Source organism: Enterococcus sp. AZ020 (assembly GCF_050499205.1).
GTDB lineage: Bacteria > Bacillota > Bacilli > Lactobacillales > Enterococcaceae > Enterococcus_L > Enterococcus_L dunnyi.
This window is the reverse complement of record NZ_JBIPAT010000001.1, coordinates 2,910,298-2,924,090: the sequence shown is the minus strand read 5'-3', so window position 1 is coordinate 2,924,090 and position 13,793 is coordinate 2,910,298. Positions and strand designations below refer to the sequence as shown.

The 13,793-nt window shown below is 38.8% G+C and carries 10 protein-coding genes and 1 other annotated feature; of the genes, 2 read left to right on the top strand and 8 right to left on the bottom strand.

All coding sequences use genetic code 11. The annotated features are described in order from the left end of the window. Position 1: 1 nt before the first annotated feature. The 3 genes from leuB to IGI58_RS14000 all read right to left on the bottom strand — a co-directional run bounded on the left by leuB (position 2) and on the right by IGI58_RS14000 (position 4,525). On the bottom strand, positions 2–1,048 hold the full coding sequence (gene leuB, locus IGI58_RS14010) for a 3-isopropylmalate dehydrogenase (protein WP_429952922.1): 1,047 nt from the start codon (positions 1,046–1,048) through the stop codon (positions 2–4). Further along, complete coding sequence (locus tag IGI58_RS14005; RefSeq protein WP_429952923.1) at positions 1,048–2,565, bottom strand: 2-isopropylmalate synthase; 1,518 nt, start codon at positions 2,563–2,565, stop codon at positions 1,048–1,050. Before IGI58_RS14005 ends, leuB begins: the two co-directional genes overlap by 1 nt. Before the next feature lie 679 nt (positions 2,566–3,244). After that, on the bottom strand, positions 3,245–4,525 hold the full coding sequence (locus tag IGI58_RS14000; RefSeq protein ID WP_429952924.1) for an O-acetylhomoserine aminocarboxypropyltransferase/cysteine synthase family protein: 1,281 nt from the start codon (positions 4,523–4,525) through the stop codon (positions 3,245–3,247). Positions 4,526–5,306: 781 nt separating this feature from the next. After that, positions 5,307–5,559 (bottom strand) — a binding site (T-box leader). A 151-nt stretch (positions 5,560–5,710) separates the two neighbouring features. Between IGI58_RS14000 and IGI58_RS13995 the strand changes: the two genes are divergently transcribed. Both IGI58_RS13995 and IGI58_RS13990 read left to right on the top strand, forming a co-directional pair. Next, positions 5,711–6,067 carry a hypothetical protein gene (locus IGI58_RS13995; RefSeq protein WP_088268343.1) on the top strand — a complete coding sequence of 119 codons (357 nt, stop codon included), beginning with the start codon at positions 5,711–5,713 and terminating at the stop codon, positions 6,065–6,067. A 32-nt stretch (positions 6,068–6,099) separates the two neighbouring features. After that, a complete protein-coding gene (locus tag IGI58_RS13990; protein ID WP_087639653.1) occupies positions 6,100–6,261 on the top strand; it encodes a hypothetical protein in 162 nt (53 codons plus the stop codon). Between the two features lie 355 nt (positions 6,262–6,616). Here the strand turns inward: IGI58_RS13990 and IGI58_RS13985 are convergent, their stop codons facing one another. From IGI58_RS13985 to IGI58_RS13965, 5 genes are all read right to left on the bottom strand, one after another. Then, the gene (locus IGI58_RS13985) at positions 6,617–7,051 is read right to left on the bottom strand and encodes a hypothetical protein (protein WP_087639652.1); all 435 of its coding nucleotides are present in this window, start codon (positions 7,049–7,051) and stop codon (positions 6,617–6,619) included. 144 nt (positions 7,052–7,195) lie between these two features. Next, a complete protein-coding gene (locus IGI58_RS13980) occupies positions 7,196–7,783 on the bottom strand; it encodes an ATP-dependent Clp protease proteolytic subunit (protein WP_087639651.1) in 588 nt (195 codons plus the stop codon). Between the two features lie 166 nt (positions 7,784–7,949). Beyond that, positions 7,950–10,664 (bottom strand): cation-translocating P-type ATPase, encoded by a 2,715-nt coding sequence (locus tag IGI58_RS13975; RefSeq protein WP_087639650.1) that lies wholly within the window; start codon positions 10,662–10,664, stop codon positions 7,950–7,952. A gap of 403 nt (positions 10,665–11,067) precedes the next feature. Continuing rightward, positions 11,068–11,838, bottom strand: coding sequence for a tRNA 2-thiocytidine biosynthesis TtcA family protein (locus IGI58_RS13970; RefSeq protein WP_429952926.1), 771 nt, complete (start codon positions 11,836–11,838; stop codon positions 11,068–11,070). A gap of 18 nt (positions 11,839–11,856) precedes the next feature. Further along, positions 11,857–13,692, bottom strand: a complete 1,836-nt coding sequence (locus IGI58_RS13965) for an LTA synthase family protein (protein WP_429952927.1) — start codon at positions 13,690–13,692, stop codon at positions 11,857–11,859. Positions 13,693–13,793: the final 101 nt, after the last annotated feature.

Here is a 13,793-nt window from a genome sequence, read left to right as displayed (position 1 = left end):
ATTAAGCACCTCTCAATTCTGTTAATACCGCTTCTGTAAATTCAGTCGTAGTCGCTTTACCGCCAAGATCTGTTGTTAAAATCCCTTGATTCATGACACGCTCACAAGCAGCTTCGATTTTTTGTGCTGATCGTTCTAACCCAAATGACTGACGAAGCATCATCGCCGCAGATAAAATCATCGACATCGGATTGGCTTTATTTTGATTGGCAATATCTGGCGCTGATCCGTGAATCGGTTCATATAATGAAGGACCCGTTTCACTATGACTAGCACTTGGCATCATTCCTAGTGAACCAGGGATGACTGACGCTTCATCACTTAAAATATCGCCAAACAGATTCTCTGTCACGATCACATCAAATTGTTTTGGTCTTTGGATCATGACCATCGCCGCAGAGTCGACAAGCTGATGCTCCAACGTGCAATCCGGAAATTCTTCTGACACTTCTTCCGCTGTTTGACGCCACAATTTACTGGTAGATAGTACATTGGCTTTATCAACAGAAGTTACTTTTTTATTTCTTGTACGAGCGATTTCAAAAGCTTTGCGGATGATTCTTTGGATCTCTGCCTTTGAATAAGTACAAAGATCTGATGCTTCTGTGTCACCTAATTGTTTTTCGCCAAAATAGATACCGCCTGTCAACTCACGTACGACAACAAAGTCGACGCCGCGAACATTTTCTTCTTTTAATGGAGATAAATGAACCACTGCATCCGGCACAGAAATTGGACGAATATTGGCAAATAGTCCTAACGCTTTTCTTAACGCCAGCAGCCCTTGTTCTGGGCGTTTCGGAGCGTTGTCCCATTTCGGTCCGCCGATCGCACCAAGTAAAATCGCATCTGCTTTTTTACAGGCTTCCAGCGTTTCTACAGGCAGAGGATCTCCTTTTTGATCGATTCCAGCGCCGCCAAAAGCAAAACGCTCGATATCAAATTCTAAGTTATCTTGAACCATGATCTCCTCTAAAATCGTTAAAGCACTATCCATGATTTCTGCACCAATGCCATCTCCCGGCAAGGCAATGATTTTTTTACTCATTATGCTTTCCCCACTTCTTTTTGAAATTGTTCACTTGCTTTGACATACGCTTTTGCAGATGCCTGCAGTACGTCAAAATCGATACCGATGCCGTTATAATGCGTGTTCTCTTGATCGGCTAAGGTCACGTGGACTTCTGCTTGAGCATCTTCCCCGCCTGTGACTGATTTAATGTAATATTCTTTTAAATCTGGGTTTTGGCCGAAGATTTTATCGATCGAATTATAGATCGCTTGAATACTACCTGAGCCGATCGCCGATTCTGTTTTTGCTTCTTCCCCTGTATCGATGGAAACAATTGCCCCTTGGCTACCGTCAGAAACGTATTGCAACTGTACTCGTTCCAACCGATAAGCGTCATTTGATTCTTGGCTTTGACCGACCATCAACGCAATGAGGTCATCTTCTGTTACTTGTTTCTTTTTATCAGCGAGTGATTTGAATCGTTTGAAGGCATCCTTTAGTTCATCATCTGTTAGCTGGTAACCTAATGTTTCCATTTTAGCGGCAAAGGCATGACGCCCGGATAACTTACCAAGCGGCAATGAGTTTTCGTTGACGCCAACCAATGATGGGGTGATGATTTCATACGTATCAGGATTTTTTAGCACGCCGTCCTGATGAATCCCTGATTCGTGTGCATAGGCATTCGCTCCGATAATAGCTTTATTTCTGGGTACAGCTACACCAGATAAACGGCTGACCAAATCACTGGTACGTTTCGTTTCATTTAATGTGATCTTGCTTTCTGCCTGATAAAAGTCTTTTCTGATATACAAAGCCAAAGCTACTTCTTCAAGCGCAGTATTTCCTGCACGTTCACCAATCCCGTTCACTGTTCCTTCTACACGACGTGCGCCGTTTTCGATCGCAGCAAGTGCATTGGCTGTCGCCATTCCTAAGTCATCATGACAGTGGGAAGAAAAAATGATTTCTTGATCACTTTGGATATTCTCGATCAAAAACTTGAACAACTCGCCGTATTCGGAAGGATTAGAGTAACCAACTGTATCAGGAACATTGATGATCGTCGCACCAGCATCGATCGCTGTTTGAACTGCTTTTAATAGGAAGTCCTTTTCTGTTCGTGTGGCATCTTCTGGAGAAAATTGAACTTTTTCGAACTTGGTTTTGGCATAACTGACATGTTCTTTGATTGAAGCAATCACTTCATCTGGTGTCATTTTCAGCTTGTATTCCATGTGAACAGGACTTGTGGCTAGGAATACATGGATTTGCGGATGCTTAGCGTGTTGAAGGGCTTCATGAGCGCGGTCGATATCCGCTTTTTGACAACGAGCTAACCCGGCAACCGTCATTTTTTCTACATTTTCTGCAATGGCTTTGACAGCTTCAAAATCACCCACAGAAGCGATCGGAAAACCGGCTTCGATCGTATCGATCCCCCATTTTTCCAGTTGTTTAGCGATTTGGACTTTTTCTTTTGTGTTGAAATTTACACCTGGCGTTTGTTCGCCATCCCGTAGTGTTGTGTCGAAGAATTGAATCTGTTTCATTTTGCATACACCCTTTCTGGTAAATTACTTCTTCATTTTTTTAGTTTGATACGTTCTTATCATGTGGTTGTTTTGCTTTTTTGACTTGGGCTACTCATGTATGAAGCTTCGCCCATTCTATTCGTCAAGTATTGTGCATCATCAGCTCTGCAAGCAGTCGCTGTGTCTTTCTACGAATGATACTTCGCTCTCTCCGCTCGCCGAGTATTGCGCGACATCAGCTCTGCAAGCAATCGCTGTGTCTTTGTACGAATGATACTTCGCTCTCTCCGCTCGCCAAGTATTGCGCATCATCAGCTCTGCAAGCAATCGCTGTGATTTGCAATAAAAAAGCATCCCACGATATGGGATGCTTGTCATCCCGTTCATGCAATGCGAAAACAGGACTCTCAACTTCTGATTGAAAAGCAGCTTATTTGCTCGCTTCTAAAGATCAGTGTGATGAGTCCTTCACTAATAATAAGAATGTAATTGTTGTGATTTGTTTGTCCATGATCGTCAACATCCTTTATTGTCAGAATTTTTGAATAATTCAAACTATAGTCATAAAGATACAGAACTTTTCTATCAAAGTCAATAGTTTTATGAGAATTTTTTTAAGAATCGATTATTCTACCTTATCAGCTTTCTAAAAAACACTTGATACAAAAGGAAAAGTTTCTGTATCAAGTGTTTATGTTTAGATTTTCGCTAAAGCTTGTTCTAAGTCTGATAAGATGTCATCAACATTCTCGATGCCGATCGATAAGCGAATCAATTCAGGAGAAGTTCCTGAGACCTTCAGTTCTTCTTCGCTTAATTGGGAATGTGTGGTTGATGCTGGATGGATGATCAATGATTTTGCATCACCGACATTTGCCAATAAAGAAAATAGTTCCACATGATTGATCAAGTTTTTCCCAGCTTCTGCTCCGCCTTTGACACCAAATGTAAAAATCGATCCCGCTCCTTTCGGCAAATACTTTTCAGCTAAGGTATGATATTTATTATCAGGCAATCCAGGATAGTTGACCCAATCGACTTTCGGATGCTTCACTAAGAATTCCGCGACTTTTTGGGCATTTTCTACATGACGTTCTAATCTCAAGGAAAGTGTTTCTAAGCCTAAAATCAGCAAGAAACTATTGAAGGGCGAAATTGCGGCTCCTGTATCTCTCAGTAATGACACACGTAAACGAGTAATAAAAGCTGCTGCACCAACATCCTTAGTATAAGATAAGCCATGATAACTTGGATCAGGGTCGACCAATTTCGGAAATTTTCCATTCGCCCAATTGAATTTTCCAGAATCGATCACCACACCGCCTAAAGCAACACCATGTCCACCGATGAATTTTGTTGCCGAATAAACGACGATATCTGCGCCAAAGTCAAACGGACGAGTTAGATAAGCGGTAGCAAAGGTATTATCGACGATCAGCGGTAACTCGTGCTTGTGAGCAATGTCTGCGATTGCTTCAATGTCTGCAACATTCGTACTGGGATTTCCGATCGTTTCAACAAAAATCGCTTTCGTATTTTCTTTGATCGCTTCCTCAAAATTAGCCAACTCATCTGGATCAACAAAAGTTGTTGTGATGCCAAATTCAGGTAACGTATGGGCAAACAAATTGAAGGTTCCACCATAAAGAGTTGATGCAGAGACAATATGATCGCCGCTGCTAGCAAGGTTTTGAATGGCATAGGTGATTGCTGCTGTTCCTGAAGCAACAGCTACAGCGCCCACACCGCCTTCTAATTCATTCAAACGATCTTCTAATACGGCCGTCGTCGGATTGGTGATCCGTGTATAGATATTGCCCGCTTTTGATAAAGCAAATTTTTCTGCTGCATCTTGCGTATCATCAAATGTGTAGGAGGTTGTTTGATAGATCGGTACCGCTCTAGAGTTCGTGTCTTTATCGGGGGTATGTCCTCCGTGAATTTGGATGGTTTCAAAGTGATAGTTTTGGTTTGTCATAATGCTTCATTCCTTTTCTTTTAAATTTAGTTGATTTTATTCGTTTGCTGCACATGTCACCTTCTTGCATAATGACCACCTCTTTCTGGATTGTTCTCATTGAAAAGAATTTATAGCGATTGTCAGATCTGTTAGTAGAAAATCCGACACCTGATACTTTAAATCTGGTACCTCGTTGTCTTTTGTGATCTTGGCGATCACAGAGAGTTATTCATTCTGAATTTTTCTTTTTCAGCCTCATTTATTGTTCTTTGATTGATTTAGCTGAACTAGTTGTGGTCCTTTGACTTTCCATGATCAGCTTAGAGGGGATTGGGTGACTCACTAGTAGGGTTACTTCGCTCTCTTTGATTGCCAAGTACTGTTCATCATCCCTCTTTACTGACTCTTTTTGAAGTTGTTTCTCCTCTTTCGGGTTGGATTCAAGCGTTGGGTGATTCCTAGTAGGGTTACTTCGCTCTCTTTGGTCGCCAAGTACTGCTCATCATCCCTCTTTGCTGACTCTTTTTGAAGTTGCTTCCCCTCTTTCGGGTTGGATTCAAGCGTTGGGTGATTCCTAGTAAGGTTACTTCGCTCTCTTTGGTCCCCAAGTACTGTTCATCATCCCTCTTTGCTGACTCTTTTTGAAGTTGCTTCCCCTCTTTCGGGTTGGATTCAAGCGTTGGGTGATTCCTAGTATGGATACTTCGCTCCCTTTGGTCGCCAAGTACTGTTCATCATCTACTCTGGCGTAGCCAGTCGTAGTGATGAACAGCAAAAAGCCCTCTACCAGCCTATGCTAGTAAAGGGCGACGATCGCGGTACCACCTTTATTGGAAAATCATTTCCATCTCAAGCCAAACAATAAATCACTTTATGATTTGGTGCTTTGTTAACGGTAGCAGCCGTAAAAATCAAATCGATTTTTCCTCTCCAAGATCATTTTCGACAAATTCCCATTACTTTCTTCCACCATCCGAAAGCTCTCTCGCTTCAGCAAAAAATCTTTGCTGAATAAATGTTTTTTTGTGTACTCTTCTTTTCAATGAGTTTTGATATTGAATCAATATTAGAACATACTCATTTATTTGTCAACATTTTTTCATATTAAATTAATTGATCAAAATTAATTAGATTCAAATAAGGGTTCCTGTTTTTCTTTCTACTCATTTTTTATTATACTTAAATAAAATGGAGGTCGATCGAATGTCAGAACATATTGAAAAAGTGGATTTTCTTTTATCTTATTTATCAGAGATCCATACAAAGAGCCTTTCTTTGTATGATTTAGTCACCAGCCGTCCACGGCCTGAAGAATCTCGGATTCTTTTGAATATCAATGAGGTCTTTACCTACTATCATAGTATCCGGATTTTTTATATTAGTAATGATGAGATTTCTTCCGATGCAGTTCAGCCCTTTTTTACTGCGTTTGAAGAGTTCTACTTTGAGTTGAAACAAGTTTTCTTCCTTGAAGATGACAACAGTGCACTTCTTTATAGTAAGTTATCTGCGATGAAAGATGCTTTTGAGCAGTTGACGAATGATTTTAATGTTTTATAATAGAGAAGACAACAAATAAAGAAGGTGCACAAATGGATCAAAGCGAAGTATTGGATCGCTTGCGCGAAGAGTTGGAGATTCCATTTTTTAATGGATCGATTGAAGAACGTGAATACACAGAAGAAGAATATCAAAAAATCAAAGCTGATCTTGTTCAGTATTTTGATGATTACGTTCGAAATGTAGAAAACTGATACGACTACGTCGTTAAAATTAAAAGATGGGATAAAACAAAAATGTTTTATCTCATCTTTTTTATGATTAATATAATTATTTATTTACATAAAATAACTGCCATTTTTTAAAACTAGTGTAATATAAATAATATTTTTTAATTTATATTTTGATTCAAATAATAATGAAAGAAAAAACCACCGGTCAAACTGACCGATGGAAAAGGAGTATTACTCAATAAGAGTAAAATGAAAAATAAAAAGGTTGTTGTTGGTATGAATATATAATACAACAAATATTTTTCATTGTCTACTAAAAATAACGTTAAAAAGAAATTAAATACCATTTCTTTTTATCATTTTTTCGTTTATATTTTTATTTTTTTAACAAAAGATTACTCATTCTAGTGATTGCAAATGAGATATCATCTGTTGCTTTGTCTTGTTTCTCTTCTGAAGCATTGAACAAGTCAACATCTATTCCTTTTTCTGGGTCTAAAGATAAAATCATTTCATTACAACCAGCTAAATATTCAATATATGAGCGCTCAAATTTTTTATGGATGCCCATTACTCGAGCGGGCGGACGTAATTGTGACACTTTCTCCAGCATCGTTTCGTATTCTTTTGTTCCATCTTGGAATATGCGTTGGATCTCAACAATCCGCTCTGGTGCTAGCTCTGTTACCTTATCTTCGTCGATTGCTTTACGAACTTCTTCGTAATATTCGTTCATTTTTTCGCCGACTTCTTCTGTTTCTTTTACAATATCATTGATGTTTTGCACATAATAGCCTAAATTGGGTTTCAAATTCTTTCCTACTTTCTTTTGATGATCACCTAATTTTACACTTTTTCATAGGGTGATGACAAGGAGAATCTTTCAAAACAGCTTTTTTCTAATAATTTTGATAAAAAAACTGCAAGTCACTTGTACTTGCAGTTCGTTCTTATTTTACTGGATTTCATCGCTTGTATCGATGATCTTAGATACCATTCCATAATCTTTTGCTTCTTCAGCAGACATCCAGAAATTACGGTCTGTATCTTTTGCGATTTTTTCATACGTTTGACCAGTTGCTGCAGCAATCAAACGGTTTACACGCTCACGCATACGGATGATTTCTTTGGCCTCGATCTGAATCTCAGTACTTTGGCCTTGAACACCGCCAGCTGGTTGATGGATCATGTAACGAGTATTTGGCAAGCTGTATCTATTTTTAGCTTCAGCAGCCAAATAAATCGTAATACCCGCACTTGCTACCCAGCCGGTACCAACAACGATCACTTCTGGTTTGACAAACTTGATCATATCATGGATCGTGTCTCCTGCTTCAACATGTCCGCCTTGGCTATTGATAAAAATTTTGATTGGCTCATCACCCATCGCTGCTAATAAAAGTAATTGTGAGGTTACTTCCCGCGCTAGATCCTGATTGATCTCACCATAAATCAAAATCGTTCTCTCTTCAAAAAGTTTTTTCATAAATGCATTTGGTTGTTGTTTTTCTTCTGTTTCTTCATTTTCATCTAAATAGTTCATAATGAATGACCTCCATATTTTAAAGCTGAATATCTATATTAATAATACCGTAATCTAAAAATTTGTCCACTTATTTGACTTATTTTGACCTTAAAATTTTCTTCATGCTACTATACTGAACCATAGAAAAAAAGATAGCCGAATACTCGACTATCTTTTACTAATTTTATATCCCTTTACCCATTTTTCGTTGAACAAATTTTACAACTTCAACGATAGGAATGATCGCAAAGGATGTTCCTGCAACGATTGCCCATTGGTACGCATCTAGTGATGTTACACTAAACAAATCGTTGAATCCTGGAATAACGATCGTAGCGGCTAACAATAGGAAGGAAACTAAAATCGCCCAGTTGAACGATTTGTTTCGGAATAAGCCAACTTTGAAAATCGATTGATAAATCGATTTTACGTTGAACGCATGGAACAATTGAATCAATCCTAATGTCGCAAATGCCATAGTCAACGCATCTCCATGTTGTAAATCATACAACGCCTGTGCAGATAAGTTTGGCATATTTGCCGCTGTATGCGCAGGAAACTCGATGGCCATTTTATAAACGATCAATGTCAAAGCACCTTGAGTGATCCCTTGATAAATGACACTGCTCAAGACACCACCTGAGAAGAAGTTCGATTTCTTACCACGAGGCGCATGACTCATCACATCACGTTCTGCCGGCTCAACACCTAAAGCAATCGCTGGGAAAGTATCCGTTACTAAGTTAATCCACAATAAATGAACTGGTAGTAATGTATCCCAAGCTAACATTGTTGCAATAAAGAGTGTCAATACTTCTCCTAAGTTGGCAGAAAGTAGGTATTGGATCGTTTTTTGGATATTTGAGAAAACTTTACGTCCTTCTTCAACGGCGACAATGATCGTAGAGAAATTATCATCCGCTAAAACCATATCTGAAGCACCTTTCGATACTTCCGTACCAGTGATCCCCATACCAATACCGATATCTGCTGCTTTTAAGGCTGGTGCATCATTCACACCGTCACCTGTCATGGCAACGACCTTACCTTCTTGCTGCCATGCTTTAACGATACGAACTTTATGTTCAGGAGATACACGAGCATAAACAGAGTAATGTCCAACGACTTTTGCAAAAGCTTCATCTGATAACTCATTCAATTCAGCGCCTGTGATCACTGCATCGTCATCGCCTTCTTTGATAATGCCAAGACGAGCAGCAATGGCTTCCGCTGTATCTCTGTGGTCACCTGTGATCATGATCGGACGAATACCAGCTTCTTTAGCTACTTTAACCGCTTCTGCTGCTTCTTTACGTTCAGGGTCGATCATACCGACTAGACCAGCAAACACTAGACCATTTTCAACCACAGCTGAATCCATTTCAGCAGGAACTGCATCAACGAATTTATATGCCATTCCTAATACACGTAACGCTTGTTTCGCCATTTTCGTGTTGTTTGTTAAAATTTCTTTGCGTTCTTGATCATTTAATGCTGTTGTTTGACCATTTAATAATACTTGCTCACAGCGTTTTAGCAACTCATCGGGTGCACCTTTGACTGCAACTAAGAATTTGCCATCGACTAATTGGTGAACAGTTGTCATCAATTTACGATCAGAGTCAAACGGAATTTCAGCTACACGAGGTTCCGCTGCAACTTTTTCAGTGACATTGAAGCCATGGTCTAAACCGAATTGAACTAAAGCCGTTTCGGTTGGATCACCAATCAATGTACCATCTTGAGCAAATTTTGTATCATTTGTATAGTTCATGATTTTTAAAGCCATGTTATCCATTGCTACATCTTCAGATGCTGCAGCGACTTTATTGTCTGTATATAATGCTTCAACAGTCATTTGATTCAGAGTCAACGTCCCCGTCTTATCTGAACAAATGATATCTGTACTACCCAATGTCTCAACGGCTGGAAGTTTACGCACGATCGCATTTTTCTTCGCCATTTTTTGTGTTCCTAAAGCTAAAATGATCGTAACGATTGCCGGTAAACCTTCCGGAATCGCAGCAACAGCTAATGAAATCGAAGTCAATAGCATATCGATCCATGTTCTACCGTTCATCATTCCAACAACAAACATGATCGCAGCGATCACTAAAATCGCGATCGTCAACATTTTACCTAATTGATTCAAGTTTTGCTTCAATGGTGTTTCTGTTTCTTGTTCGTTAGCTAGCATGCCGGCGATTTTACCGACCTCGGTATTCATACCAGTACCGACAACTACACCTATCCCACGACCATAAGTGACATTACTATTTGAATAAGCCATATTGATACGATCACCGATACCGATATCTTCTGGCGTACCTTCTAAAACAGTTGCTTCTTTTTCAACTGGAACTGATTCACCAGTCAATGCTGCTTCTTCAATTTTCAAGCTAGCTGCTTCTAATAAACGTAAATCCGCCGGCACTACGTCGCCAGCTTCTAATAAGACGATATCTCCTGGCACTAATTCATCACTTTTAACTGTGATCACATGTCCATCACGACGAATGTTCGCATTTGGTGAAGACATTTCTTTTAGTGCTTCGATCGCTTGCTCTGCTTTGGCTTCTTGGATCACACCGAAAATTGCATTCAATACAACAACGAGTAAGATGATGATCGAATCCACGACATCATGTGAGAATACCGCTGAAATCACTGCAGCAAATAGTAATACGATGATCATAAAATCTTTAAACTGCTCAAAGAACTTCACGACGATCGATTTCTTTTTCCCTTCATCCAGAGCATTTGCTCCATAACTCTCTAACCTTTTTTTAGCCTCTTGATCCGTTAGACCTTCAGCAGTCGTACCCATCTTTTCCAGAACTGTTGCTTCCGGCTGAGTATAAAATGCTTCAGCTAATTGAACCTTTTTTTCTTCTGACATGTTCTTCCTCCTCTGTAATTTGCAGCTACTTACATCTATTTTACTTCATAATAGCGAAACGAACACGTATTAGACCTCTATAAAGAGAAGCTGGTTCGTAGCAAAAACGAAAAAAAATAGACCTCTGTATGCTACCTAAATAGAACATACATAAGTCTCACTGATTAAGACAACACCAGAAATTTCTTTCGGAGTTGGTGATGTTGTCGCAGCTTAAGCCGCCAGTTACTCCCTCATGAAATAATATGATGGTGATCTTTTGAGGTACAATCACCAATAATTATTGCTGAAATTAATTATACCTGTTCTTTTAGTGTTTTTCAAATGAAATCGTATTGATTTTCAGAAAAATTTTCAGAACAGGTATATTTATACTAATTGTAGGAACATACGGCAAAAGAAACTATTTGAATAACTTCTCTTCAGAAACTGACATCGTTTTCGTCCAAAAGTTTTCCGTCGTTCCTTGCTCCATCCCCATGATAAACTTCTCGCGAATATCAGGATAGCTCTGTGATAAATTCGTGACGACTTGCTTGATTTCCTCGCGCTTGGTCTTTTTATCTACCGGGCAAGGATTGAAGATCACTGGTAACTCTTCTCTCTTAACAAAACGAATGATCTCTTTTTCTTCTATATAAAGCAGCGGACGGATCAGTGTGATATCTGTTTTAGACAAATAACTTCGCGGTTCAAAACTTGCCAGCTGCCCATGGAAAAAGAAGTTCATGAAATACGTTTCGATCGCATCATCTAAATGGTGTCCTAAAGCGACTTTGTTACAACCTAATTCTTTTGCTCGATTATATAAAATACCTCGGCGTAATTTTGCACATAATGAACATGGTGAACGCTCCTCACGAATATCAAAAACGACCTGAGCAATATTTGTAGGAACAACATCCAATGTATAACCTAGCTCTTCTACAAACGCCTGCATCGGTACAATATCCACATCAAAGCCCATCGCTAAGGTAATTGGCACGATCTCAAATTCAAAGCCTAAACGCTTTTGTTTACTGATCATATCCAAAAAATATAATAAACTTGTGCTGTCTTTACCACCACTCATACCAATCGCTACTTTATCGCCTGGCTGGATCATTTGATGATTCAAGACAGCTCGGCGGATTGGATTGTAGTAGACTTGATTGTCTTTCTTTTTAAAACTCATCTTGTGCTCCTTTAGATTTTAATCAAAAAAATCATTTTTTAGACTATATTGCTCTCCAGAAACGATATCATATTGAATCATCCGATAATCTTCATACAGCTCTTCTTGTGACTGCGTCAGTTTCAACGTTTTATTCCACTTCTCATTCGTATAATAGAAACTTTTTTCAAAGGCTGGTACCTGTTCTTCAAGTTGACTTAGTAATTGATAAAAGCCAGTCATTTGTAAATTACTTTGATCGAACAACGTTGGTGCAAAGTAAAAAGGACTTGTGATCGCATCCTGTGTTTTTTGTTTACGTAATGATCCTTGAGTATCATACATCAGGAATTCTGTTTGGTGCATCATTACCTCATCGTTCATTTCTTTGATCTCATCTGAATAGATACTTGGTAAATGATCGCCCCAAAAAACAACTAAGGTTCGCCTTTTGACATTTTTCAATTCCTCAGTAAATTCTTTCAATGCAGCACTGCTATAGGCAATATCCTGCATGTAGCTATCGATCGCGGTTTTATTCCCTTGCCCTTGAGATGAATACTCTATATTAGTATATTTATCACTATAAGGCATATGCGTCTGCATCGTTACTAGATGGACAAATTGTGGTTGCTGATCGTCTTTTAAAAGATCAAGAACTTCTTTATACGCAGATTGATCCGAAATATAGGGATTGTTTTGCAGTTTTTCTTTATACTTCATCGTATCTTCACTAATAAACTGATCAAAACCTAACACGTTATAGACATCTTTACGCTTATACATTGAGGTATTGTACGGATGGATCGCTGTTGCTCGATAGTCCTGATTTTTCAACAAGGAAACAACCGACGGAATCTCATCCATTTTAGGTACTAACATAGTATACGGTGTCGTCATTTGCGGATTGAATAGTTCCATTGAGAAACTGGTCAATGCTTCAAATTCGATATTGGCTGTCCCACCACCGTAATTTTGAGAAAGCATTTGGCCGCTATAAGTTTTATCTGCTACTTCATAATAATCTTTTAGTGGATTCTTATTTGCGGTTACCCCTGCTAGATGCTGTGGATCAGAAAAGCTTTCGCTCATCACAAAAATAATGTTTGGTTGTTCTTCTTCAGCATCTTTTATTGATGTAACCTGTTTATTGTATTTCTCGGTGATTTCTGCGATCGTTTTTTTAGAGTAATTGTCCGGCTCATCCATTGCTTCGACTTTTAAATTAAATAAAAAGCCACCCATAAAGCCTGTATTGTAGTAATTCATTTTTTGACTATACGGAATCCACAACGCTGTTTTGTCATATTGCTTGCGTAAGAGATTATTTGGATTATTGAAATCACTGATATACACTAATAATCCAATCGTGACGATCAAGCCGGTCACACGAACGATTTGCATTTTTTTCGATAATAAACGACTTTTGTAGATTGCTCGGCAATAAAAGACTAGGGCAATCGCTGCAATCAGTACGATCACAATAAAAGGAACGGTTCCGATCATTTCTCTTAGCAGCCCGAATTCGGTGATCATTTTTAGATCATCAGGATAAATAGGCTCTGTCCGGTAAAACATCTTCTGATAGTCTGCAAACCCTAAGATAGCGATCGTTATGGCATAAAGAACACTCCCCAGTAGAAAAGAGCCAGCTAGACTGATCAAAAATAGCAAGAATACCAGTAAAACCAAGCAGCCTAAGATAAATTTTTCTGTATGCCAAGAAAAGGCAAATCTTAGCATTAAATCCGTAGATAATTCGTTTTGACACCATTGCAGATATAGGTTGCTGATGACTACCAGCAGAATCAGCCCAATCACGATCAGAGGATAGCTGACTGATTTTTTCTTAAATATTTGTAATTTTTTCTTCACAACGTTCTCCCTTTTCTTTTCCCTAAACACATTCTCTAATATTTTATGCTTAGACGAAAAAAAAGTAAAGCTTCCCCTTGGAATGCTTTACTTTTTTATAG